Source organism: Nitrobacter sp. TKz-YC02 (assembly GCF_049852135.1).
In the GTDB taxonomy this organism is placed as follows: Bacteria; Pseudomonadota; Alphaproteobacteria; order Rhizobiales; family Xanthobacteraceae; genus Nitrobacter; species Nitrobacter vulgaris.
The window spans coordinates 992,527-1,015,152 of the sequence record NZ_CP180728.1; the positions used below are offsets into that span (position 1 = coordinate 992,527).

At 59.2% G+C, this 22,626-nt stretch carries 24 protein-coding genes, 1 tRNA gene and 1 pseudogene; 16 read left to right on the forward strand and 10 right to left on the reverse strand.

Annotation, left to right across the window (positions count from 1 at the left end; all coding sequences use genetic code 11):
* Positions 1-127: 127 nt before the first annotated feature.
* From ACM561_RS04680 to ACM561_RS04690, 3 genes are all read left to right on the forward strand, one after another.
* A complete protein-coding gene (locus ACM561_RS04680) occupies positions 128-1,690 on the forward strand; it encodes a L,D-transpeptidase (RefSeq protein ID WP_425908425.1) in 1,563 nt (520 codons plus the stop codon).
* 427 nt (positions 1,691-2,117) lie between these two features.
* Positions 2,118-2,333: a hypothetical protein gene (locus ACM561_RS04685; RefSeq protein ID WP_139372926.1), complete on the forward strand. Its 216-nt coding sequence runs from the start codon at positions 2,118-2,120 to the stop codon at positions 2,331-2,333.
* Positions 2,334-2,381: 48 nt separating this feature from the next.
* Positions 2,382-2,594 (forward strand): hypothetical protein, encoded by a 213-nt coding sequence (locus tag ACM561_RS04690; protein WP_425908427.1) that lies wholly within the window; start codon positions 2,382-2,384, stop codon positions 2,592-2,594.
* Between the two features lie 561 nt (positions 2,595-3,155).
* Here the strand turns inward: ACM561_RS04690 and ACM561_RS04695 are convergent.
* Complete coding sequence (locus tag ACM561_RS04695) at positions 3,156-3,356, reverse strand: hypothetical protein (RefSeq protein ID WP_425908429.1); 201 nt, start codon at positions 3,354-3,356, stop codon at positions 3,156-3,158.
* Between the two features lie 338 nt (positions 3,357-3,694).
* Between ACM561_RS04695 and ACM561_RS04700 the strand changes: the two genes are divergently transcribed.
* The 6 genes and pseudogenes from ACM561_RS04700 (at position 3,695) to ACM561_RS04725 (ending at position 10,610) form a co-directional block, all read left to right on the forward strand.
* Positions 3,695-4,561 carry an AMP nucleosidase gene (locus tag ACM561_RS04700; protein WP_425908431.1) on the forward strand — a complete coding sequence of 289 codons (867 nt, stop codon included), beginning with the start codon at positions 3,695-3,697 and terminating at the stop codon, positions 4,559-4,561.
* A gap of 568 nt (positions 4,562-5,129) precedes the next feature.
* Positions 5,130-5,633: an RNA polymerase sigma factor gene (locus tag ACM561_RS04705; protein ID WP_425908433.1), complete on the forward strand. Its 504-nt coding sequence runs from the start codon at positions 5,130-5,132 to the stop codon at positions 5,631-5,633.
* 60 nt (positions 5,634-5,693) lie between these two features.
* A complete protein-coding gene (locus ACM561_RS04710) occupies positions 5,694-6,695 on the forward strand; it encodes a FecR family protein (RefSeq protein WP_425908435.1) in 1,002 nt (333 codons plus the stop codon).
* 210 nt (positions 6,696-6,905) lie between these two features.
* Positions 6,906-7,145, forward strand: a pseudogene (locus ACM561_RS04715) (STN domain-containing protein); the annotation flags it as partial.
* A 39-nt stretch (positions 7,146-7,184) separates the two neighbouring features.
* The gene (locus ACM561_RS04720; protein ID WP_425909639.1) at positions 7,185-9,113 is read left to right on the forward strand and encodes a TonB-dependent receptor; all 1,929 of its coding nucleotides are present in this window, start codon (positions 7,185-7,187) and stop codon (positions 9,111-9,113) included.
* Positions 9,114-9,314: 201 nt separating this feature from the next.
* Positions 9,315-10,610 carry a PepSY-associated TM helix domain-containing protein gene (locus tag ACM561_RS04725; RefSeq protein ID WP_425908437.1) on the forward strand — a complete coding sequence of 432 codons (1,296 nt, stop codon included), beginning with the start codon at positions 9,315-9,317 and terminating at the stop codon, positions 10,608-10,610.
* 242 nt (positions 10,611-10,852) lie between these two features.
* Here ACM561_RS04725 and ACM561_RS04730 read toward each other — a convergent pair.
* A tRNA-Leu gene (locus ACM561_RS04730) sits at positions 10,853-10,937 on the reverse strand.
* Positions 10,938-11,153: 216 nt separating this feature from the next.
* On the opposite strand from ACM561_RS04730, the gene ACM561_RS04735 reads away from it, so the two are divergent.
* On the forward strand, positions 11,154-11,693 hold the full coding sequence (locus tag ACM561_RS04735) for a disulfide bond formation protein B (protein WP_425908439.1): 540 nt from the start codon (positions 11,154-11,156) through the stop codon (positions 11,691-11,693).
* Between the two features lie 255 nt (positions 11,694-11,948).
* On the opposite strand, the gene ACM561_RS04740 is transcribed toward ACM561_RS04735, so the two are convergent.
* Entirely contained in the window at positions 11,949-12,212 is a 264-nt protein-coding gene (locus ACM561_RS04740; RefSeq protein ID WP_425908441.1) for a PsiF family protein, read from the reverse strand.
* 179 nt (positions 12,213-12,391) lie between these two features.
* Between ACM561_RS04740 and ACM561_RS04745 the strand changes: the two genes are divergently transcribed.
* Both ACM561_RS04745 and ACM561_RS04750 read left to right on the forward strand, forming a co-directional pair.
* Complete coding sequence (locus ACM561_RS04745) at positions 12,392-12,829, forward strand: hypothetical protein (RefSeq protein ID WP_425908443.1); 438 nt, start codon at positions 12,392-12,394, stop codon at positions 12,827-12,829.
* A gap of 6 nt (positions 12,830-12,835) precedes the next feature.
* On the forward strand, positions 12,836-13,504 hold the full coding sequence (locus tag ACM561_RS04750; protein WP_425908445.1) for a DsbA family protein: 669 nt from the start codon (positions 12,836-12,838) through the stop codon (positions 13,502-13,504).
* 154 nt (positions 13,505-13,658) lie between these two features.
* On the opposite strand, the gene ACM561_RS04755 is transcribed toward ACM561_RS04750, so the two are convergent.
* Together ACM561_RS04755 and ACM561_RS04760 are read right to left on the reverse strand one after the other, a co-directional pair.
* A complete protein-coding gene (locus ACM561_RS04755; RefSeq protein WP_425909641.1) occupies positions 13,659-14,060 on the reverse strand; it encodes a group III truncated hemoglobin in 402 nt (133 codons plus the stop codon).
* Positions 14,061-14,077: 17 nt separating this feature from the next.
* Positions 14,078-14,260 (reverse strand): hypothetical protein, encoded by a 183-nt coding sequence (locus ACM561_RS04760; protein ID WP_425908447.1) that lies wholly within the window; start codon positions 14,258-14,260, stop codon positions 14,078-14,080.
* A gap of 104 nt (positions 14,261-14,364) precedes the next feature.
* On the opposite strand from ACM561_RS04760, the gene ACM561_RS04765 reads away from it, so the two are divergent.
* A complete protein-coding gene (locus ACM561_RS04765; protein WP_079447882.1) occupies positions 14,365-14,817 on the forward strand; it encodes an RrF2 family transcriptional regulator in 453 nt (150 codons plus the stop codon).
* Positions 14,818-14,896: 79 nt separating this feature from the next.
* Here the strand turns inward: ACM561_RS04765 and ACM561_RS04770 are convergent, their stop codons facing one another.
* The 4 genes from ACM561_RS04770 to ACM561_RS04785 all read right to left on the reverse strand — a co-directional run bounded on the left by ACM561_RS04770 (position 14,897) and on the right by ACM561_RS04785 (position 19,144).
* Positions 14,897-15,868, reverse strand: a complete 972-nt coding sequence (locus tag ACM561_RS04770; RefSeq protein ID WP_425908449.1) for a S1C family serine protease — start codon at positions 15,866-15,868, stop codon at positions 14,897-14,899.
* A gap of 128 nt (positions 15,869-15,996) precedes the next feature.
* Positions 15,997-16,554: an HNH endonuclease gene (locus ACM561_RS04775; RefSeq protein WP_079447880.1), complete on the reverse strand. Its 558-nt coding sequence runs from the start codon at positions 16,552-16,554 to the stop codon at positions 15,997-15,999.
* 303 nt (positions 16,555-16,857) lie between these two features.
* Positions 16,858-18,384, reverse strand: a complete 1,527-nt coding sequence (locus ACM561_RS04780; RefSeq protein ID WP_425908452.1) for an ATP-binding protein — start codon at positions 18,382-18,384, stop codon at positions 16,858-16,860.
* Positions 18,385-18,490: 106 nt separating this feature from the next.
* On the reverse strand, positions 18,491-19,144 hold the full coding sequence (locus tag ACM561_RS04785) for a DNA-3-methyladenine glycosylase family protein (protein ID WP_425908454.1): 654 nt from the start codon (positions 19,142-19,144) through the stop codon (positions 18,491-18,493).
* A 45-nt stretch (positions 19,145-19,189) separates the two neighbouring features.
* Between ACM561_RS04785 and gluQRS the strand changes: the two genes are divergently transcribed.
* Positions 19,190-20,062: a tRNA glutamyl-Q(34) synthetase GluQRS gene (gene gluQRS, locus ACM561_RS04790; RefSeq protein ID WP_425908456.1), complete on the forward strand. Its 873-nt coding sequence runs from the start codon at positions 19,190-19,192 to the stop codon at positions 20,060-20,062.
* A 120-nt stretch (positions 20,063-20,182) separates the two neighbouring features.
* Positions 20,183-21,439: an ATP-binding protein gene (locus ACM561_RS04795; protein WP_425908458.1), complete on the forward strand. Its 1,257-nt coding sequence runs from the start codon at positions 20,183-20,185 to the stop codon at positions 21,437-21,439.
* On the opposite strand, the gene ACM561_RS04800 is transcribed toward ACM561_RS04795, so the two are convergent.
* Positions 21,366-22,259: a YihY/virulence factor BrkB family protein gene (locus tag ACM561_RS04800; RefSeq protein WP_425908460.1), complete on the reverse strand. Its 894-nt coding sequence runs from the start codon at positions 22,257-22,259 to the stop codon at positions 21,366-21,368. The genes ACM561_RS04795 and ACM561_RS04800 overlap by 74 nt on opposite strands.
* 143 nt (positions 22,260-22,402) lie before the next feature.
* On the opposite strand from ACM561_RS04800, the gene ACM561_RS04805 reads away from it, so the two are divergent.
* Complete coding sequence (locus ACM561_RS04805; RefSeq protein WP_425908462.1) at positions 22,403-22,597, forward strand: twin transmembrane helix small protein; 195 nt, start codon at positions 22,403-22,405, stop codon at positions 22,595-22,597.
* Positions 22,598-22,626 lie beyond the last annotated feature (29 nt).

The window sequence follows — 22,626 nt, forward strand, 5'->3', positions numbered from 1 at the left end:
CGGAAGGCTTGCGAACGCTCTCTGTCCGTTTTGTGCCAATTTCAGCTGCGAGCATGCTTGTTTTTCACGAGTCGGCTATCTGTGAGGTCGGTCACGGCAGCGGACATGCGTTGCGACGGGGAATGGAATGGTGAATCGATTGACGTTGGTGCGATCTACAGTGGCGATGCACCATTGGGGACGTTCGGCCGTCGTGATGTTCGCGGCGATGGCCGCGCTGATCGCACCGATTGCTGAAGCCACGGCGAAACAGACGCGCCGCGCGCAACCCGCCGAGACCGCGGCGCCGCGCGAGGCCGGCGAGCCGATCATGGCAATCGTGTCCATCAAGAGCCAGCAGGTCACGTTCTATGACACCGAGGGCTGGATCCTGCGCGCCCCAGTATCGACCGGCATCAAGGAACGCGAGACGCCGGCCGGCGTCTTCGCCATCGTAGAGAAGGACAAGGACCACCACTCGAGCATGTATGACGATGCCTGGATGCCGAACATGCAGCGCATCACCTGGAACGGCCTTGCATTGCATGGCGGGCCATTGCCTGGTCATGCGGCCTCACATGGCTGCGTGCGAATGCCCTATGGCTTTGCGGAGAAGCTGTTCGACAAGACGCGGATCGGGATGCGCGTGATCATCTCGCCGGACGATGCAGCCCCGGTCAATTTTTCTCACCCGACGCTATCGCTCTTCATGCCGAAGGCGGAAATCATCGCAGATGCTCCGGCGACTGCCGAGAGACTCGCCCGCGAAGCCGCCGAGGCTGCCAAGGCGGCCGATGAGGCCAAAAAGACTGCGGCCACAGCGGCCCGCGAGTTGGCACCGCTCGCAGCGTCTCTGCGCAAGCTGGAGCGATTCAAGGTCCGGGCCGACGCCGCAGCTGTATCCGCCGACAAGGCGCTGGCCGCGGCCAAGACCGATCAAGCCAGGACGAAGGCTGAAGACCGCAAGCAAAAGGCGGTTGCCAAAGCGGCGGAGCTCGCGACCCAGTTAGACACCGCCAAGGCAGACGCGAAATCAAAGCTCGACGCAGCCAACACCGCAAAGGAAGCGGCCAAGGCGGCTCAGACAAAAAAGGGCGGCATCGCCAAGGCGGCGCTCGACGCGAAGCTCGCGCTAGAGCCGGTCTCGATCTACATCAGCCGAGCGACGCAAACGCTTTACGTTCGGCGCAACACGCATGAACCGGCGCCGGACGGAGGCGGTGAGGTATTCGATGCAACCATCGAAGTCCCGGTCACGATCCGCGATCCCGGCACACCACTGGGCACGCATGTGTTCACGGCGGTGGCGCGCAACGATGCGGGCCTGCGCTGGACCGCCGTCACGATCGAGACTGGGGATGACGCCAAAAACGCGCTCGACCGCATCACCATCCCGAAGGAAGTCCTCGATCGCATCGCGCCGGCCGCGTTGCCGCGATCCTCAATCGTCGTCTCCGACGAGCCGCTGAGCAAAGAGACGAACTATCGCACCGAGTTTGTTGCGGTGCTGAGCGACCAGCCACAGGGCGGCTTCATCACGCGCAAGCCGAGCGAGGTCCTCGTGGCGGACGACAGCGGCTGGAACAACGGTAGCCCGCAGGGAGACGACGGCTTCGGCTTCTTTTTCCAGCGCAGTCCGAATCCCCACCCGAGCAATACGCGCAGGGGCGGCGGTCAGTTCTTCCCTCCGATGCAAGGAGGCTGGTGGTAAGACGCGGCACGCTGCGTGTTGGCCCGTTGTCCGCTTCGGGCCATTCGAATTGGGCATCTCCGCAGCATGTTCGGTTGGGCAACCGCAAACAACGCGCGGTAGAAGTCCTTGGGTGTATTGGACGCAGGAAAAGAAGCCGGTTCGGTTACGCAAAGCGCCCGGGACTGCCCTTGATATTCGCCAAAATACTGACGGTTCGTATGACCGCGTGGAGCAAGTGACGGCCCATTAAATGCGCCGCGCTTTGGCAAATGCGACTTCGCTACTGGCGGCCAAGACCGCAGACCGATAACGCAGAAAGCCCTCGAATTCTGCGAGTGCCTTCTGCTATGGGCAATCGATGTGTGAAGGCGCGCCGTTTCAACGGAGGACTAGCCTCGTAGCGGGTACCCCCTATCTAAGAAAACAGGCTATCAGGAGCATGAAGATGAGCGACGATCACGAGCGGCAGATTCAGGAGATACTGGCACGGTTCAGCGACGGCCCCGAAAGCACGGACGCGAAAGTGCAGCAGGTCAAGGACACGCTAGAGGCGTTCCTCGAGAGCGGACCCGGCACGCGGGAGGAGCGGCAGCTGATCGTGCTCGACAAGCTCCTTCTGATCGATGCTTCGTTCAATGACTTCCGGAGCAAGCGGAACTAGCCGCACAGGCGCGCGGTTATGGACGGAAGCATTGGGAGGACCGTGGCGATGAATGACATAGAAGAGCGCGTGCAGGACGTCATGGCGGAGTACGGCGACCTGGTCACGGGAGAGGAGCCGCAGGTGGAGGAGTTCAAGAGGGCAATTCAGGACTTCCTCGAGCACGGCCCCGGCATGCCCGACCAGCGGCGCCAGGCCTTGCTCAAGCATATGAAAGGTTGGGACCCCGATTACATAGCCTACCTGACGAGGCGGGGCTGAGCCGGAGGGTCGAAGCTAGACGGTTGCCCGCGACGTTTCCAAGCCTCTAAGAAGCAAACCCCAACGCCATTTCTCCGGCCAATTCGTTTATCTGGTCTACGCGAACGACCTTAAAATACACGTGTTTAAGCTAAATCGATAAGCGCTACGAGGGTCAGCTTGAAAGCCGGAAGTAGTTTCGGAGAGAACCAAACAATTGGTTCTGATCTCTTTTATTTCCGATCCACCGTAAAAACTGAGCCCTGCGTATCAAAGCGTATCTCTCGTTTCAGTCAGGGATTGAAATGTACTTCGCGGGGGATAGTTCCTTTCCGCTTGGCGCCTGCTGCTTGGAGAACGAGCCTAGGCCGAGCAGCAGCGCGATCAGCGCCGCCAAGCCTCCTGCCATAGCGATAAGGAAATAGCGCGACATACGTTGCCAACGCCGGCGCAAAGCGATTGTTTCGCGCGCCACAGCTTATCGTGCTGCAAGAAAAACCCGCCGGGCTCGAGGGCCGCGGCGGGCAAGTCTGTCAAACTTCATCGCGGGCAGACAACGTCGAGGGCCCGTCTCCGTTCCCATTACTTCGGCGGTTGCAGTTCGGGCGAGGCCGCCCATCTTTCGATGTTCGCGGCGGCCTCGGCCTGCCGGATTTTCTTCAGCATCTCGTATTGATCCGCACCGCCCGGCCCACCGTCCGCCTCAGATCGTGCGCCCGCGATAAAGTCCGAAAGACGGTCCTGAAGCGATGTGGTCTGCTTGAAACGACGCCTCATCTGCATGGCGCGCTCTTTCCGTAAGAGGAAGGCGGGAGCGCAATCGGGCGTTCTCATCACCGATATAAGCCGCGATCCGTGCGGTGATGAGTCATCATCGCGTATTTGAAAGCGGAGTTCTGCACACTAGTGGACACAGCTAGGTTCACAACCGCTTGAAGGCTAGGGCAGCCTTTCCTTTTCGGTTTATCCTTGGTCTTCTTCCACTGCGACCAGCGCCCGCCCTTGGTCCCTCTCCGCGAATCCCACGCATGAACGTTTCGCGGTATGCGTGCGGTCCCGGATCAGCTAATGAAGCATTGTTGCTAGCCGCAGGATTCGTGGGCTGATTGACGATCCATTCCGTGTCTTTCAGCGGGAAACTCGCATTCAGCTTCGGATATCGGTCCTATCTGACGTGGGAGCAGAAACTGAAAGAGAAAAAGGATATCGTCGAAAATTGGCTGCCGCGCTACACGGGCACGCCGCTTGGCGAATTTGGACAATATGTTCTCTTGACGAATTTCGGCGGCTACGTCGCGTGGTTCGCCGCTCAGTACGAGGTATCGATCAAGGGGACGGATCGACCGATGCCCAACGCGACTGCCGATGGCATTACCTTGATCAATTTCGGCATGGGAAGCCCGAATGCCGCGACCGTCATAGACCTCCTGAGCGCCATTTCCCCGAAGGCTGTTCTATTTCTCGGAAAGTGCGGCGGCTTGAAACGCAAGAATCAGACTGGCGATTTCATTCTGCCCATTGCGGCCATTCGCGGCGAAGGCACTTCGAACGATTACCTGCCGCCGGAGGTTCCTGCGCTGCCCGCATTCCAACTGCAACGCGCAGTGTCAACCATGATCCGCGACCTGGGTCATGATTATTGGACAGGCACCGTGTACACAACGAACCGTCGTGTCTGGGAGCATGATGATGCTTTCAAGGAGAAGTTGCGTCGCACACGGAGCATGGCGATCGACATGGAGACTGCAACAATCTTTGCCGCCGGATTCGCCAACCACATCCCGACCGGTGCGCTGCTTCTCGTTTCCGACCAGCCTATGATCCCCGAGGGTGTGAAAACCGAAGCGTTGGATTTGGTTGTGACCGCAAACTATGTTGAAACGCACATCAAGGTTGGGATAGAGGCCCTCAAACTGGTGCGGCGTCATGGCCGAAGCGTGAAGCATCTGCGCTTCGAAAACGAATTCGAAGGACCACGTGAGCCATAAGGCGTTCCGGCTCGGGATCGCTTGGCCACCATCGTTCTAGGCGCCGACATCTCACACAGCCGCGCGCTGTGGCCTCATCTCGTGAGATATAGTAGCTGCGGCAGCGGTCATCTGGATCTGTGTGGACGCCGTGCGATGGCCGGCGTCGTCAAAAATCAGGCCCGTCAGCAGATGGACGAAGGGTAGTCGGTTTGATGGCTCCGCTGCTCCGAGAGGGCGCAACGCCAGGACAGTCCAAAGATTAAGCTCGGCGCTTTTTTGGCAACACTTATGAATGAAACCAGAAATCTGGAATAAATCTAGAAGCTCGTCAGCTGTGCAATCTACGTGGCTGCGATATAGCAGAAATAGGTCTGCGCGATTTGACGCGACTTGAGAACAGGGGCGCTCGTGAGCGTATTTTCTAGGCAATTGAGCCGCGCAAGTCGTTTAGCGAGCGGATCGCGGCCCCTCATCCAGACGGCGATCGAGCTCGGAAAGCAAGCTGAGATGCCTTCATGAAAACAATCGCCGAGATTTGGCGCGAGCTTCGTCCCGGCCGACGAATAAACGGCATCGAGCGGTTCCAATGATGTGGGACCTACAAATCCTTTTCCATCGACATGCGCGGGAGATCGAGCGCTTCCTGCGCCGGCGCGGCCACAATTCGGAGGCTGCCGCCGACCTGACCCAGGATACCTTTGCTCGCGTGCTGACGGCGACGCCGAGTGGCGAAGCTGACAATCCGAAGGCATATCTGCATCGGGTGGCGGCTAACCTCTCCGTCGATTTCAAGCGTCGCGAACGCCTTTTTCAACGGGCTGATCTTACCGACGACGAATTCGCGCAGATCGCGGACAACTCGCCATCCCCAGAGACTGTTGTCTATGATCGCCAACGGTTGACGATCATCGAAAAAGCGATGCTGGAGCTGCCGGAGAAGACTCGCATCGCTTTTGAAATGCACCGGATGGGCGAAAAGACGATGAGCCAAGTCGCGGCCGAGCTTGGCCTTTCAACGCCGAGGACTTGGACTCTGATCCGCCGCGCCTATCGTCACCTCCGCGAGCGTCTCATCGCCGCCGCAACTTAGACCACCCTGCGGAGAGAAAAATTCTGCCTTCCATTCGTTCTATTTAATATAGGCAGGGATGTGCTTGCGTCGAGCGGGGGCACCGGCGAGGTTTACGATGGAATGATGGAAGAGATTTCCAAAGACGAGAAGCTGTTCGAAGAGGCTCTCGACCTCATCATCCGGTTGCAGAGCGACCCGACGAACTCGATTGCGCGCGAGCTTGTCCACCGCTGGCGGGCACGAGGACCTGACCACGAGGCGGCTTGGGCGGAAGTCGTCGAGATCCACGGCATGTCGGGCAAAGTGCTCGATGACCGGCGCAAGGCAGAGCGGCCTAAGGGCGCCCCGTCGCGGCGAGCCATAGTCGCAGGTGGTCTAGCAGGCGTTGCGGTGCTCGGTGCCGGTGCTCTTTACGGGCCAAATATGCTTCTTCGCTTGCGGGCCGACCATATGACTTCGACAGCCGAAGTGCGCCGCATCACGCTTCCGGACGGAACGGTCGTCACACTTGGACCCGACACCGCAATCCGAGCGGAGTTCATGCCATCGTTACGGCGAATCGAGCTGCTCGCCGGTATGGCGTTTGTCGAGGTCGCCAGCGATGCAACACGACCTTTCCACGCCGCCGTGGACAACCTGACCTCGATGGCGCTCGCCGCAACATTCGATGTCAGCAAGGACGCTGGATTCGTAACGGTTTCGGTCCAGGCCGGCGTGGTCGAGGTTGCGGCGCCGGAATCGCCGTTGGTACACGGCGATAGATTAGCCGATGGCGAGTGGTTGACCTTCGACGAGCGAACGCGCTCATCGGAACGTGGCAAGCGCGAAACAAACCAAATTGCGGCGTGGCGTGACGGGATGATCGTCGCTGAACGTGACACCATCTCTTCCGTGGTCGCCAAAGTCGCGCGCTGGCAGCCCGGCCGCGTGGTGATTGCCGATCCGAGCTTCGGCGCGCGTCGGATAAGCGGTGTCTTCGATCTCCATGATCCGACTGCCGCGCTCGAAGCCGTTATCCATCCCTATGGCGGCAAGGTTCGCCAGCTCTCCTCCTGGCTAACCATCATCTCTCCGATCTAAAAAAAGCGAGGTAGGGGATAAAATCTGAAAGCTCCGCTCGTTTCATCTAGTAGGGCCGGGTTCGTAACTGCAAACGAACGCCCCTAGACATGATGACAACAGAGCGGTGATGCGATGGGACTTCGGGGGGGCTGCGGTAACACCGCGCGACGGTGGGGGATGCGGTTTGTAACAGCGGCGCTCATGGGCTCGAGTTGCATGGGTATCGCGATGCAGGACGATGCAAGCGCACAGACTGCTCAACAATCCTCGTTCAACATTCCGCCAGGTCCGCTATCCAACGCGCTCGCGGCGTTCGGGCGTCAGGCCGGCGTGCAAGTTACCTACTTGCCGGAGATTGCTTCGGGCAAGCGGTCGATCGGCCTGTCGGGCGGCTTCGCGCCGAAGGACGCGCTAGGTCGTATCCTGCACGGTTCGGGTCTGACCTATCACTTCACAAATCCAAACACCGTCGCCATCGAGCGTATCGGCACGCCCGCTGCTGGTGCGGTGCCAGCCGGCGCGATCGCGCTCGACACCATCGACGTGCAGGGTGCCGCCAATTCCAACTCCACGATGTCGCTGCCTCCGGTCTACGCCGGAGGCCAGGTCGCAAGTGGGGGGCGGCTTGGGCTTCTTGGGAATCGCAGCATATTTGATATCCCATTCTCGCAAACGAATTACACCGAACAGTTGATGCGCGATCAGCAGGTGCGGAGCATCTATGATGTCTTTGAAAACAATCCTGCCGTGCGGGCAGAGGCGTCGCCTTACAGTATTCAGCAGTCCTCAGTGGTGCGCGGCTTCACCTTAAACTCAAGAGACTATGCATTTGACGGACTCTATGGCTTAGTCAACTATCGCCGTCCTCAGCTTGAGGGTGTCGCGCGCGTGGAGGTCCTAAGCGGACCGGCTACTTTCCTCTACGGCTTTCCGCCGAGTGGTACGACTGCGGGTCTCGTCAATCTTATCCCGAAGCGAGCGACAGACGACCCAATAGCGCGTCTCACCGCGAATTATCTTTCACGAGGGAACGGCGGGCTCGCTTTCGACGTCGGCCAACGGTATGGAGATCAAAAGGAGTTTGGTGTTCGCATCAACGGGACGGGCAGCGCGGGTCAAACACCCATCGATAAGAATGAACTCGGGATCGGTTCGCTCACGGCAGGTTTGGACTACAGAGGCCAGGATTTTCGAGCGAGCCTGGATGCAGGCATTAACCATCAGGCCTATAAAGCGGCTGTGAGCAGCCTGCTTCTAGGGGCCAACGACTTTCCGATCGGTCCCGCGCCAAGGCTTACAAGCAACTTTCAGCAGCCTTGGGAGGATTCAAAATACGATCAACGTTTCGCTGTTGGCCGAGTAGAATACGATATTTCAAACGACTGGACTCTGTTCGGAGCTTATGGTGCGGCTCATCAGGACGAGAGGTATGTTGCGACCTTCAGCTTCTTGAATAATACGGCAGGTGACATAACCCAGAACACTTATGCATATCGGGAAAGCGAACTGTCCCAGTCCGGTGAGGTCGGGGTTCGCGGTAAGGTCTGGACCGGCCCTGTCAAACATAGCATTTCGCTTGTCTACACCGGCTATCACGCCGCCAGCCAGTACGGGAGTACAGCCGCTGACGTTTTTGCCAACAACATTTACGCACCGGTGAACTTCCCGTCCCCGGACCGAGCAGCGCAACTGGCGACGGTGCAGCAATCGAAATATAATGCGTTGCTCACGGGCTTCGCGTTGATTGATACTATGTCTGTCGCCGACGATCGCGTGCAGTTTTCGATCGGCGGCCGCCGACAGCATCTGGAAAGCAATAACTATGACGTCAACGGACTGTTGACGTCCGGCGATAACCAAGATGCGAACACGCCCATGCTGGCATTGTTGTTCAAGCCTTGGCAGCCTCTCACGCTTTACATGAGTTATGCCGAAGGATTTGGATTTGGCCCACAGGCTCCGCAGGGAGCCGCAAACAGCATGATTTTTCTAGCACCTCAGCGAACGAAGCAGATTGAGACGGGAGCCAAGGTAGACTTCGGACGTTTCGGCGCAACGCTGGCGTTTTACCGGATTTCCCAACCCTCGGCATTCTTAAATCCTGCGACCAACATCTTTGGGTATAACGGCGAGCAGATGAATCAGGGCATCGACTTCACGATGTTCGGTTCGCCGATCGAGAATGTGCGCTTGCTAGGTGGCGTGACATTCCTTGATGGGCGGCTGACAAAGACAGAAGACGGCTTGAACGACGGAAAGAAAGCACCCGGCGTTTCAAATGTTCAACTTAGCGTCGGCGCTGAATACGATGTGCCATGGGTCCCAAATTTCACTGTAACGGGCCAGCGTGGTTCACGTGTCAGACAACTACCTAGATCCCGCCAACTTTCAACGAGTGGGCGGTTGGGAGCGGCTGGATTTGGGCGCGCGTTATAAATTCCGTGCGTGGGATCGTGACATGGTCGCTCGGCTCAATGTTGATAATGCCACCGGCAGGAACTACTGGTACGCTAACCCGTTTGGTCAGCTGACTCTCGGTGTTCCTCAAACCTTCCGTCTATCTTTGAGCGCAGACCTGCTGCCGTCGCCGACCACGCCAGTAGCGCCGATGTATCGAAAATAGTTGAATAGGTGCGTATGCGAGCCCTCTTTACCTCTTTGCATCGATGGGCAGGTCTGATCACGGCGGCGTTTCTGTTCATGGCCGGCTTAACCGGTGCTGTCATTTCGTGGGATCATGAGCTCGACGATTTGCTGATCAGACGATTCATAGAGGTGAACAGCCCTGGTCCGGCCCGGCCTTCGGCGGAATTAGCTAAGCTGATCGAGCAACGCGATCAGCGGGCGCGCGTTACGTATTTATTCACCACACCGGAGGCTGGCGAGTCTCTTTGGTTTTTTGTTGAACCGCGAATAGATCCGGCGACGGGCAAGCGCCACGTGCTCGACTATAACCAGGTCTATCTTGATCCGAACACGGGTGAAGAACTTGGGCGTCGCTATTGGGGTTCAGTGTGGCCGATAACCCGAGAGAACGTTGTTTCGTTTCTGTACCGGCTCCACTACTCCCTGCATATCCCGGAGTTCTGGGGAAGTGACAGGTGGGGTATTCGCCTGCTCGGCATAATCGCTGTTATCTGGACAATCGATTGCTTCGTCAGCTTCTACCTGACACTTCCAGCGCGGCGGAAAAGCAACGCCTTACGGCCCGCTGTTGTTAGTCGTGAGCTGAGCAAGGGATTCTGGGCGCGGTGGAAACCAGCTTGGATGATCAAGACATCCGGGAGCGCTTATCGAATTAATTTCGATATCCATAGGGCATTTGGTCTCTGGACCTGGTTGCTTCTGTTTGTGATCGCCTTCACTGCATTCTCGCTGAATTTGTTCAGCGAGGTTTTCTCGCCGGTAATGAAGACGGTTTCAAATTATACGCCATCGCCCTACGAAACTCGGTCGCCCACGGCTCCCGATCGTCCAATCGAGCCCAAGATTACGTTTGCCGAAATTATTGCGAAGGCAGAGGCTGATGGCCGCTCCAGAGGATGGAGCACACCAGTCGGGTCGGCCTCGTATGCTCTTCAGTACGGTATTTATGAAGTACAGTATTTCAAACCGGGTGACGATCATGGTGCTGGTGGTGTCGGCCCGGCGCGGCTCTATTACGATGGGTTGGACGGCCGGCCCCTGGGAGCACACTTGCCGTGGGAGGGAACGGCCGCGGATATTTTTGTCCAGGCGCAGTTTCCGGTTCACAGTGGACGTATTTTAGGTTTGCTCGGACGGATTATAATTTCCGCGATGGGTCTGGTTGTCGCTGCACTTTCTGTAACCGGCGTCGTGATCTGGTACCGAAAGCGACGTGCTAGGTTATCCCTGAAAGCAAAGGATCGTAGCGGTGTCTCGGATGGGGGATCGCTTGCACCCGCTGAATGACGATCGGGCAGGCGGATCGCAACCCTTGGCGTAGCAACGGTCCTCGCAACGTCCGCGTTAAATCGGCCTTACCCGCACCGTCTGGATGGCGTGCCGAAAATACCGCGCCGATGGTGTTCCGGACGGGGCTGCCGTCTCCAATTTCCCGGCTGCCTCGACCGACTCAAGGACCGCCAGAATCTCAATGGGCTCGATTTTGCAGCCTTTTGGCAACCACGAACGGTGATGGGAAAACTGCTTTGTGGTGCCCCTGGCCGGAATCGAACCAGCACTCCTTGCGGAACTCGATTTTGAGTCGAGCGCGTCTACCAGTTCCGCCACAGGGGCATTCGCGAGTCATACGCCGAGTGAGGCGATGGTCTTGCGAAGCGGGGCGGACTATAGCGGCCGATCCCTGCCGGTCAACCCGGTGCGCCAAGCGTCCTCCGTCAACAGGATCATTTGGTCTCGAAACACTGCAGTGTGATGGCTGCCGGCTCGACAGCGGCAAGGCTCGCAAGCTAGGACGCATGGTGCAATCCAAGCACTTCGCCGGAGGAAGCCGTGACCCTCGATGCTGTCGTGAAATCCGCCTCCGGAGTCGGTAGAAAAACCGCCTTCGCGGCCACGCTGGCCGTGGCCTTCATCGCCGCGGCGACAATCGCAGGCGCGTGGTTCTTTCAGATCGTGCTGGAGATCCTGCCGTGCCCGCTCTGTCTAGAGCAGCGCTATGCCTACTATTTTGCGTTCCCCTTCGGCCTGCTCGTGGCATTTGCCCTCGCGAAGGGCGCACCACGTTGCCTTATTATACCGCCTCTCGCCGTTCTTACGCTGGTTGTGCTGGTCAACGCCGGGCTCGGCGCCTATCACGCCGGGGTGGAATGGGGCTTCTGGCCGGGGCCAACCGAGTGCAGCGGAACGGTGCTCGATCTGGGCAAGGGAAGTCTGCTTGAGAATCTCGATAGAGTGAAGGTGGTGCGTTGCGACCAGGTGCAGTGGCGCTTCCTCGGCCTGTCGCTGGCTGGCTACAATGCGCTGATCTCGCTACTGATGGCGGCAATCTCGGGGTGGGGCATCGCAGCTTTGGCAGGCAAGGTCAGGTAAACTCTGCGCAGATGGCATTGGCTACGGGATGAAAAAAGTGTGTCGCGGCTTTCCGCTCGCATCCCGCTCATCGCGATCCAGCGACATCCAAGCTTGATGGCATCAAGGTAGGGCTCCAACAGCTTGTTTTGAGCCGCATTCTTTACGCGAACCGACTCCGGGCTCGCTGCGGTCGAACATTTTGATCAGGCTGGCGGATGGCAAGCCCGATAGTGTCGCAGGTTGGTAGACTGGCGACACTATCGGGCGAGCAGATCAGTTCGGGTTGGCCGCTTTGGCCTTGCACCCGGAGAGGAATTTCTTGCGTTCCTTGCCGTGCAGGCCTTTGGCGGTGGCCTCTTTCGAGCATTCGAGCGAAGCTGCGGTGCGCGGCTTTTGGACCTTCTTGGTGGCGGGCGCCATCTTTGAAGTCGGTGCGGGCGTTGCGGGTGCGGTAGGCGCGGCAGTCTGGGCGAATGCCGTGCCGCCGAGCAGCAGAGACCCAGCGAGGATCGCGATGAAGCGGGAAGACGTGGTCATGAAAAATTCCTCAGGTTGATAACAGCTTCAACGTCACGGAGCCGGCCTGAACGGTGGCTGAACGGCCTTGAGCCGATCCCCACATGATTTTTTTGGAGCCGGTCCGGGCGCGGCGTTGAAACGGCCGTCGGCGACGCTAGGATGTCGGCCCATCCTCGATGTCCGGGAAGGACAAACACATGACAGGTTATTTGAAACTGCTGGGCGCCGCGACGGTGTCCGGTTTGCTTGGACTTTCGGTACTGCCCGCCAAAGCACTGACCGCGCAGGAGTGCAGCGCAAAGTATCAGGCCGCGAAATCAGCGGGCACGCTCAACGGTCAGAAGTGGAACGACTTCCGCAAGGCTCAGTGCGGAGCGGCGGCAACTGCCCCGGAGGCAGCCGAGACGCCGGCGCCCAAGACCGCAGCTCCTTCGGCCACGTCAGCCGGCAACGCGGTTTTCCCATCGGCGGTGTCGCCGAAATATGCCAGCGAATCAGCTGGCAAGGGGCGCAGGCACACTTGCCTTGATCAATACAAGGCCAACAAGACCACCAACTCCAATGGCGGGTTGAAATGGATCATGAAGGGCGGCGGCTACTACAGCGAATGTAGCAAGCGGCTCAAGGGCGTCTGATCGATCATGCCAAAATCGCAGGACACGTCTGGCAACCCGACAAGACGCGGGCTGCTGCGGGCCTTCGGCCTGGGAGTGGTCACGGCAGGTCTGACGCGCACGCCGACGCTTGCCGAGACATCTGACGAAGTTCTGACCGAAGCACAAGTGTTGCGCGATCAGGAGATTCCGGCGGCGGGCAACGTGCACGGCGATATCACGATCGTCGAGTATTTCGATTACAACTGCTCCTATTGCCGCAAGCTTGCGCCGGAGCTCGCTCAGGTGGTGCATGACGACGGCAAGGTTCGGCTGATTCTCAAGGATTGGCCGATCCTTGGCCCCGGTTCGGTCTATGCATCGCGTCTGGCTCTGGCGTCCAAGTATCAGGATAAATTTGTTGTCGCGCACCAAGCTCTGATCAGTACCAGTTCACGTTTGACCGAGCCGCACGTTCGCGAACTGCTGGCGGATGCGAAGATCGATGTCGATCGCGCGGCCAAGGACATGGTCGCCAACGCCGGCGCGATCGACTCCATTCTGAAGCGCAACAGTGATCAGGCGATCGCCTTCGGATTCAACGGAACGCCTGCGTTTATTATCGGGAAATTCCGTGTGCCTGGCGTATTAACCACGACGCAATTCGGTCAAGCCATCGCGGATGCGCGCAAAGCGGCGGCCACGAAGACAAAATGAAAGCCACGATTAGAGCATGATCCCGACCCGAAGCGCCGCGCCAGGGCAAAATGAGAACCTGTTTTCGGATAAGATCATGCTTAATCGAAAGAATGAAACAGAGTTTGATTCAACGCAGTTGAACGGGACTCGAGCGTAGCATCAGCTCGTCGGATCACGTCGCATTCGTGGAAGCCTGCGGCGGCCACGGCCGGTCAGGCCGGTAGAACACTGCAATTTTCAGGCTTTCAGCGATGCGTTCGGCCTTTTCTTTGAAAGCTGCGCGGATCGGCTCGTCGCACAGTTCGCAGCAGGTCTCGTCGAACAGTGCGAGCCATTGGGTGAACAGCTCCGGTTTCATGCCCGGTATCACCACGTGCTTCATCATGGGGTTGCCCTTGTAGCGGCCGGTGGTCAGCATGACCGACGACCAGAACGCGTACATCTTCTCAAGATGGTGGGGCCAGTTATCCTTGATCTTGTTCTCGAAAACCGGTCCTAACTCGGAATCGACGCGCACCTTCGTATAAAAAGCGTCGACGAGCTGGCGAATGCCGTCCTCGGTCACGTGATCCATTTTGTCGGACACGAGTGTCATGCGAGAAAAGCCATGACGATGACTCCGGCCACTGTCCAAATCAGTGAATTTACCAACATGCGGACCAGGTGGGAATAATCCCCGGAGTTATTGAGGATTCCGAGAGCGTTGCAGACGACCGTCCCCGGCAGCAGGAAAGGCTTTGCGACGGTGTCACTGATCGTGGCGTTCTCACGCATGAAACGCTCCTTTATAAAAGTCAGCATGTCCATACATGTGCAGTTGCGCAAAAGCAATATCTAAAATATAGCTTTTGCGTGACCGTCGTCACGGGAAAATCTGCATGCGCCTCACCACCTATTCGGACTACGCATTGCGGGTACTGATGTATCTCGCGCTCAGGTCCGATGGGCTTTCGACAATCGCAGAGATTGCTGGGAGCTATAAGATTTCCGAGGCTCACCTGATGAAGGTGGTTCATCAATTGGGGGTAGCGGGATATATCGAAACCGTGCGCGGCCGCGGCGGCGGACTGCGCCTCGCCAAGCCCGCCGAGACGATTGGGCTGGCAGAGGTCATTCGTACGACTGAGCCGGATATGGCGATCGTGTCGTGCTTGAAGCCGCTTAACGCGCCCTGCATGATCAATCCCAGCTGCGTGCTCAAGCGCGCCTTGGAGCGGGCGCAACGGGCTTTCATGGAGGTTCTGGAAGGATATACGCTGGCCGATCTCGCGGCTCCCCGCGCGCGCCTTTCAGGTCTGCTTGGCATCTCTCCAAACGCATCAACGCAATAAAAGTCAGATGGCGGACTGGCGCGGCTTCCGGCAAGACAGCGTCATGAGGCGCACGCCGCCGTGAGTGGAGAAGCCTTGCTTAGTGAAGTCTTGGCCTCTTCAGCATCCGGGCACGGTCGGTGGATTTTATCACCACGTCGAAGGTGTCTCCCTCGCGATGGAGCGTCAGCGGCACATCGACGCCCGCGGGACCCAGCGCCCACAATTTGCGATAGAGCTGGGCCGCGTCCGACACCTTTTCTCCCTTCACCGCAAGGATCGCGTCGCCAGCGCGCAGTTCGGCGCGGTCTGCCGGTCCTTTTGGCACGATGCCGACGGCGACCACCCTGTCTTCGATCTCGGCGGTGAATATGCCGAGCCAGGGTCGGGCCGGCTTGTTGACCTGCCCAAACTTCCGCAGGTCGTCGAGAACGGGCTTCAGCAGATCTATCGGCACGTTCATATTGAGATGCTCGTTCCGGCGAGCGTCCTCCCGCTCGAGCTGCAACGAGCCGATCCCGATCAATTCGCCAGCTGCCGAGATCAGGCCGGTGCCGCCCCAATTGGGATGCGCCGGGCGAGTGAAGATGGCTTCGTCGATAAGGTATTCCCAGTAGCCGGCGAATTCCTCCTTTGAGATGACCTGGCCCGCGAGCGAACGGGACCGTCCGCCGACTCCGGCGACCACGACCGGGTCATTGACTTTGGCGGCGGCCGACGAGCCTAGCGGCAGCGGTTCAAGATCGAGATCACCGAGGGCTTGTACCAGGCCGAAGCCGCTTTCCCGATCGACACCAACCGTGTCCGCCTGCACCACGCGGCCGTCCGCAAGATGCAGCCATACAGATTCCGCCTCGGTGACGACATAGCCAATCGTCAGAACGAGGCCATCGGCGATCACGACGCCATTCCCGGCGCGCTCGGTGCCGAGGGTGTCCGCGGTGAGGGCATCGGGCGGAACAATAGAATGCAGTCCGACGACGGTGGACAGCGCGCGGTCCAGATCGAAGCGGTAGTCCTCCGGACGCGGCTGGGCGGAGCTTGGCACCTTCCATTCGGTCAATGAAGCCATGCGGATTCTCCGTGCGGTGCATATGCGGACAGCCGTTCGTAGGCATCAGAAGATGTAGCAATGCCGTATGCGAGCAATCAGCTTGTGGGCCAGGCGTTCTCCGTGAAAGCGGCATGGCGACGTTGCGGCTAAGGATCGAGCTCGGTGTCCCAATAGAGATAGTCTAACCAGCTGTCGTGCAGATAGTTCGGTGGAAACAACCTGCCGTTTCGGTGCAACTGATGCACGGTCGGCGCGAACGGTGCCTGACGCGGGAACATCCCGGCCTGTTGTGGCGTCAGGTTGCCCTTCCGCAGATTGCACGGTGAGCAGGCAGCGACAACGTTGTCCCAGGTGGTTTGACCGCCCTTGCTGCGCGGAATGATGTGGTCGAAGGTGAGATCCTCGACAGCTGTGCAATACTGACACATGAACCTGTCGCGCAGGAATACATTAAAGCGGGTGAAGGCGGGGTGGGTCGACGGCTTCACGAAAGACTTCAGCGACACCACGCTCGGAAGCTGCATTTCGAACGAGGGGCTGCGCACCGCGCGGTCGTAGTGTTCAACAATGTTGACGCGATCGAGGAACACCGCCTTGATCGCATCCTGCCACGACCAAAGAGACAGCGGATAGTAACTCAGCGGCCGGAAGTCTGCGTTCAGGACCAGCACCGGCCAGCCGCCCTGCGAGACATGCGCGTTCAATTAGCGCCTCCAGAGCACTTTTCCCGACAAAGTGAAGCGCCGGTTTGCCGCGGAAAATGCATCCAATATCTATGACTGAGCGCACTCTGATCGCAAACCGGCACTTTTGCGGAGCACGCTCCAGTTCCATGTTCGGCCGCATCGGCTTTGAGGCGGCTTACAATGGCATAGTACAGTCAGCGTGACGGGATTGTGAAGAGCGTAAGCCCGGCTTTTCTGCTGGGCCAGCTCGTCAGCTGGTCTGGACCTCCTCCACCCCCGGCGCGGCAAGAAGCAAAAACCGCCAGCCTTGTTGCGGAATCGCTAGGAGGACAGCTTGGCGAGAGCCTGGCTCAGCTCATGAATTTCGTAGGGTTTTCGAAGAACGTGAAAGTCCAGCTTGCGTCCAGCAAGAGCTTCGCTGTAGCCGGTGGCCAGCAACACCGGCAAGTGTGGATACGTCGCGCGGAGCATCTCCGCCAGACCGAGACCATCTATTTTTCCCGGCATCACGATATCGGTAAAGACCAAATCGATACCATCACGCTCGATCTCCAACAACGCAGCGTCTGCATTGTTGGAGATTCGCACGCGATAGCCAAGCTGTTCAAGCAGTCCCGCGCTCGCCTCCGCGACATCCGGATTGTCTTCGACGAGCAGGACGGTACCGCCTCTCGCTCTCGTGCCGCGACGGCTCGACCCGCTTTCCTCTGCGCAAAGCGTTTCGGTGGGCGGAAGATAAAGCGTAACTGTGGTACCATAACCGAGTTCGCTCTCGATGCCGACATGCCCTCCGGCTTGATGAGCGAAACCATGTACCTGTGATAATCCGAGACCCGTTCCTTTTCCGGCGGGTTTCGTCGTAAAGAACGGGTCGAACACCTTTGCAAGGATATCTGTCGGAATACCGTCTCCGGTATCCTCAACTGAAATGGCGACATAGCGTCCTTCGGGCTCGTCCGTTTTGGTTATGTTTCGCGCCTTCACGATGACCTGCCCACCATCGGTCATAGCGTCGCGCGCGTTGATGACCAGGTTGAGCAGCGCCGTCTCGAATTCGGTTGCATCGATCGTGACCGGCCACGCGTCGTCGAGCGTGTCGATATGCAGGGTGATCGCCTTACCAAGGCCGCTCCGGAGAACGTCGGCGATCGATTGAATGCGTTCAGAGACATCGGTCGGCAAGGGGTTGACGCTTTGTCGCCGGGAGAACGTCAGGAGTTGCCTGGTGAGCGTGGCCCCGCGTTTGGTTGCTGTCTCGATGGCGTGAACCGCCCGCAGCGCTTTCGGTTCGCTCTCGACAATTTTTTTCAATGTTTGGATGTTGCCGCTGACGATCATCAGCAGATTGTTGAAGTCGTGAGCGACTCCGCCCGTGAGCTGGCCAAGCGCATCCATCTTCTGCGATTCCGCGAGTTGCCGCTGCACGCGCTCGAGCTTTTGCTGGGCCTCACGGCGTTCCGTGATATCCCGCGTGACCTTTGCAAAACCGATGAGATTTCCGAAGTCGTCGCGAATGGCGTCAATAACGACGCTGGCCCAGAAAAAGGAACCGTCCTTACGGACCCGCCAACCTTCTTCGTCGTATCGCCCCGTGGAACTGGCAATGTTTAAAGCCCGGGCGGGTCGTCCGGCGGCGCGGTCTGAGTCCGTATAAAAACGCGCGAAGTTCTGGCCGATGATTTCGTCGGGATGATATCCCTTGATACGTTCCGCACCCGCGTTCCAGTTGATGATGGTCCCCGTAGGATCCAGCATGAAGATCGCGTAATCGATCACCCCTTGAACAAGAATCCGATGCTCGCTGTCGAACAGGCCTTTGTTATTATTATGATTATGGTTTTTTGGCATTTCCGACGCTTAACTCCAGCCCCGTCGGTATAATCTGCGTTCGGTCGATAAGTTCCCATCTTGCGCACGAGCGCAGGTCGCCCGCGCTGCCGAAGCCAAACCTCGTCTACTTCGGTTCGGGAACGATACCTTCTCTACGCTTGATAACCTTATAGTATGCCCACCACAAATGCGCTGCAGCGCCGCGCAAGGGTCGCCATGGCTCCGCGAGCGAAGCCATCTGTTTCGGCGTCGGCCGGTTCGTCAGCCCGAGGCCGACCTTGACCGCCTCCTGGAGCGCGACGTCGCCGGCGGGCCAGGCATCGCCATGGCCAAGGCAGAACAGCAGATAAACGTCAGCAGTCCACGGTCCGATGCCGCGGTGCCGGACCAGCGTCGCATGCGCGGCGTCGGCGTCCTCTTCGGCGAGCACGTCCAGGTTGAGCCGGCTCGCCGAGATCTCGCGCGCGAGCAGCTTCAGCGTGGCGATCTTTGCCGCCGACAATCCCAGCCGGCCGAGTCGGTCGGCGCGTGCCGTGCGAATCGCGTCGTGATGGAACGGCTCGAAGGCGGCTCTGAGTCGTCCCCAGATCGCGCCGGCGCTTGCGGTGGACAATTGCTGGCCGCAGACAATTGCGGCGAGGCCTTCGAAACCAGGCTCGCGCCGGCGCAGGGCAGGAAGGCCGGTGCGCGCGAGGATCGGTTTCAGCCGCGAATCCTGCTTCGCCAACGCGCTGACCGCGTCGTCAAGATCGGATTGGGTTTCCAGGCGAACCGTCATTCGTTAGTACTTCAGCGTCACGGTCGGTTATGCAAGCAAAGATCAATGCCGCCACCCGTTCTCCGTTTTGCACCGTCGTCGAATGGTTTTCTGCATCTCGGACACGCCTTTTCGGCGCTCTTGAATTTTGAATCCGCCCGGCGGAGGAAAGGCCGATTTCTGCTGCGGATAGAGGACATTGATGCAGCCCGGTGCCGTCCCGAGTTTGAAACGGCGATCTACCAAGACCTCGCCTGGCTTGGCGTTTCATGGGAGATTCCGGTGCGGCGGCAGTCAGAGCACCTTGCCGATTATCGCGCAGCACTCGACCGCCTCGCTATGCTTGGAGTGCTTTACCCGAGTTTCGAGAGCCGCGCCGAGATTGCGGCGCTCGTCAAAGCTCGCGAAGTAGATGGCGCCTGGCCGCGCGATCCCGATGGCGTACCACTTTATCCGGGTATAGCGAAATCGCTCGCGGCCACTGAGCGCGAACGGCGGCTGCGGTCCGGCGCGCCCTTCGCGTTGCGTCTGGATATGGAGGCGGCGTGCCGGCTCGCAGGCCGTCTCACGTGGATCGAGCGGGGCTCCGGCCCGGACGGGGAGACCGGCGAGGTTCTCGCGCGGCCAGAAGTCTGGGGTGATGTCATTCTCGCCCGCAAAGACATTCCGACCAGCTATCATTTGTCGGTTGTGATCGACGATGCGCTCCAGGGGATTACCGACGTGATGCGCGGGCAGGACCTGTTCGGGTCGACCGCCGTGCACCGGCTGCTGCAAAAAGTCCTGGACTTGCCGCAGCCGGTTTACAACCACCACGATCTAATCCGCGATAGCGACGGGAAGAAGTTGTCCAAGTCGTCAGAGGCGATCGGGTTGGGGGAGCTACGCACCCGTGGAATGACGCCCGGGAAGGTCCGTAGCTTTGTCGGCCTGCCTTGAAACTGCCGCAACGCGGCTGCGTTGGTTGGCCGTAAAGCATCTTTGCACGACAAACCATCCCCGACGTGACTCGCGCGTTCGAGCCGTGGCATGCTGGCGCGGGGTGGGGAAAGCAAAATCATGGCGCCGACATCGCGCGGGTTGCGCAGGTCGCCGAAGCCTAAAAGGCGACCGGCGAGAAAGCGGGCTCTGAAGAAGTCCTCGAAGCTTGCAAAGACCAGGCGGCCGTCTTCTCAATCAACGTCTGGCGTCGTCGAGGATGCGCTCGCCGCGTTTGCGCATGAGGTGCGTACACCGCTCACCGGGATTCTCGCCATCAGTGATCTGCTCGCCACCTCCGATCTCGGCGAGCGCGAGCGGCGCTGGGTTGAGACCATTAAGGCCGGCGCTGACCATCTCGCCAGTCTGGCGACGTTGTTCGTCGATGCGGCGCGAAGCCGCCGTTCGGCGCCGGGCGGACGGCAGGATTTCTTCGATCTGCGCGCGTTGGCGCGCAACGCTGGCGATTCGCTGGCCGGCCGCGCAACGGCCAAGGGTTTGCGCTCTGCTGTCGAAATTTCGGACAGATTGCCGGTGTTCGTGACCGGCGATGCCGTTCGCCTGCGCGCGGCGCTGGAGAATCTCATCGACAATGCGGTCAAGTTTACCGAGCAGGGTGACGTCGTCCTCAAGGTTATGGCGCCGCGGCGGTCAGGAGAACAAATCGGCGTGACCTTCGCGGTATCCGATAGCGGGATTGGCTTGTCTCTCGCCGAAATCCGGCGGCTGTTCCGGCCGTACTCGCAGGCCAATGTCTCTATCGCATCGCGCTTCGGAGGCGCCGGCCTCGGGCTTTCCTCGGTGAAGCAACTGGCGCGCGCGATGGGCGGAGATGTCACGGCGACGCAGCGGCGCGGCGGCGGCACCACGTTCACCTTCACCGTTCTGCTGACGCCAGCAAAGGGACCGGTAGCGATCAAGTCTGGCGACGACCTCGATAGGTCTTCGGATGTTTCGAGCGGACTCCGCGTTCTCAGCGTTGAGGATAATCCGTTCGGGCGCGTCGTGCTCAACACAATTCTCACCGAGCTTGGCCATCAAGCCGAGTTCGTTGGACGAGGCGAGGATGCCGTTCAGCGCATCGCGCAAGGAGGATTCGATGCAGTGCTGATGGATATGGTGCTGCCTGGGATCACTGGGATTGAGGCGATCGGACGTATCCGGGCGCTTGAAGCGCCCGTGGGGCGCGTTGCCATCATCGGCGTGTCCGGCAGGAGTGACGATGAGGCGGCATCGCGCGCAGCCGGCGGCGACGCGTTTCTGGTCAAGCCTGTTTCTCCTCGGGCTTTAGCGACTGCGCTGCTTGAAGCGAAACGCCGCGCGGCAACCTCGACTTGATGATCGCCGCGTTCAGTTCGCCGCCGAAAACGAAGATCGCGGCGATGAAATAGAGAAACACCAGCGCGATGACGACCGATGCGAGGCCCGCATACATTGTGACGTAATTGTTGGCGAAGCGTGCAAGATAGAGGCCGAAGCCGACGCCCGACATCAGTGAGGCCAGCATGGTGAAGATGATGCCGGGGATGATCTGCAGAAAGGATCGCCGACCCGCCGGCAGCCACGCGTGCAGGATCAGCAGCGCGGCAAACATCGCAAGGATGGTAATGCCATAGCGGGCGAGATTGAGCAGACTCTCATTCGATTCGACGATCAGCGGGATATGGCGTTTCGCGGCGGCGATGATCAACGGACCGAGCACGATCAGGAACGCCATCGCCAACGTTGTCACCGCGGCCACCAGCGTATATCCGATCGATTCCAGTCGTAGCCAGTACCAGCGGCGCATCTCGATCACCGCATAGGCGCGGTTTAAGGCGACCCGCAGGCTTTCGACGCCGTTCGACGCGAAGTAGACCGCGAGCACGAGACCGACTGTCAGCGCATCGCCGCGCGTTGTCGTCAGCACGTCATGGATTTCGCGCGACAACGTATTGGCGACCTGATCCGGCCAAATCTGTAGCATCAGGTCTGCCGCCTGGTCGGCGAGCTCCTTGGATCCGAAGAAGCCCGCCAGGGACGTCAGGACAATCAGAAACGGGAATAGCGCCATCAGCGCCGATAGCGCGATATGGCTTGCGATTGCCCAGCCGTCGTCGGCAAGAAACGTGTAGAAGGCGTCCATTCCGACCAGACAGAGGTATCGGATTTGTCTCACGTTTCACCCTGACAACGTCGAGGGGCGCCGCCTCGGCGCCGTTTACTATCTGATATCAATACATAAAAGACCAGATTGTTGCGCGGAACTGAATCTCGTTGCCAACAATGGCGCAGCCGCGGTTGCGATGATATGTATGAACCATGACAGTGTTTTTCAGCATGGTATTGGTTCCCTTCGCGGTGGCCTCGGTCGCTACCGTATTGGTGATGGGTCTGGTCAACATGATGCGCGGGGGCAATCCCAACCTCTCGCAGAAGCTTATGCGAATGCGGGTTGTCCTGCAGTTCGTTGCGATCATCATCACCATGGTGACGATCTGGATGCTTGGGCAGTGACGGATTGATAGCCTGGCACCGGAGCACCG

Excerpts from the sequence above, each read along its gene's own strand:
- ACM561_RS04750 (WP_425908445.1), top strand. The coding sequence starts at position 12,836 with ATGCCAAAATCGCAGGACACGTCTGGCAACCCGACAAGACGCGGGCTG.
- ACM561_RS04725 (WP_425908437.1), top strand. The coding sequence starts at position 9,315 with ATGCGAGCCCTCTTTACCTCTTTGCATCGATGGGCAGGTCTGATCACG.
- ACM561_RS04780 (WP_425908452.1), bottom strand. The coding sequence starts at position 18,384 with ATGCCAAAAAACCATAATCATAATAATAACAAAGGCCTGTTCGACAGC.
- ACM561_RS04740 (WP_425908441.1), bottom strand. The coding sequence starts at position 12,212 with ATGACCACGTCTTCCCGCTTCATCGCGATCCTCGCTGGGTCTCTGCTG.
- ACM561_RS04745 (WP_425908443.1), top strand. The coding sequence starts at position 12,392 with ATGACAGGTTATTTGAAACTGCTGGGCGCCGCGACGGTGTCCGGTTTG.
- ACM561_RS04785 (WP_425908454.1), bottom strand. The coding sequence starts at position 19,144 with ATGACGGTTCGCCTGGAAACCCAATCCGATCTTGACGACGCGGTCAGC.
- ACM561_RS04690 (WP_425908427.1), top strand. The coding sequence starts at position 2,382 with ATGAATGACATAGAAGAGCGCGTGCAGGACGTCATGGCGGAGTACGGC.
- ACM561_RS04770 (WP_425908449.1), bottom strand. The coding sequence starts at position 15,868 with ATGGCTTCATTGACCGAATGGAAGGTGCCAAGCTCCGCCCAGCCGCGT.
- ACM561_RS04760 (WP_425908447.1), bottom strand. The coding sequence starts at position 14,260 with ATGCGTGAGAACGCCACGATCAGTGACACCGTCGCAAAGCCTTTCCTG.
- ACM561_RS04680 (WP_425908425.1), top strand. The coding sequence starts at position 128 with ATGGTGAATCGATTGACGTTGGTGCGATCTACAGTGGCGATGCACCAT.
- gluQRS (WP_425908456.1), top strand. The coding sequence starts at position 19,190 with ATGCCGCCACCCGTTCTCCGTTTTGCACCGTCGTCGAATGGTTTTCTG.
- ACM561_RS04795 (WP_425908458.1), top strand. The coding sequence starts at position 20,183 with ATGGCGCCGACATCGCGCGGGTTGCGCAGGTCGCCGAAGCCTAAAAGG.
- ACM561_RS04695 (WP_425908429.1), bottom strand. The coding sequence starts at position 3,356 with ATGCAGATGAGGCGTCGTTTCAAGCAGACCACATCGCTTCAGGACCGT.
- ACM561_RS04765 (WP_079447882.1), top strand. The coding sequence starts at position 14,365 with ATGCGCCTCACCACCTATTCGGACTACGCATTGCGGGTACTGATGTAT.
- ACM561_RS04685 (WP_139372926.1), top strand. The coding sequence starts at position 2,118 with ATGAGCGACGATCACGAGCGGCAGATTCAGGAGATACTGGCACGGTTC.
- ACM561_RS04705 (WP_425908433.1), top strand. The coding sequence starts at position 5,130 with ATGATGTGGGACCTACAAATCCTTTTCCATCGACATGCGCGGGAGATC.
- ACM561_RS04755 (WP_425909641.1), bottom strand. The coding sequence starts at position 14,060 with ATGGATCACGTGACCGAGGACGGCATTCGCCAGCTCGTCGACGCTTTT.
- ACM561_RS04805 (WP_425908462.1), top strand. The coding sequence starts at position 22,403 with ATGACAGTGTTTTTCAGCATGGTATTGGTTCCCTTCGCGGTGGCCTCG.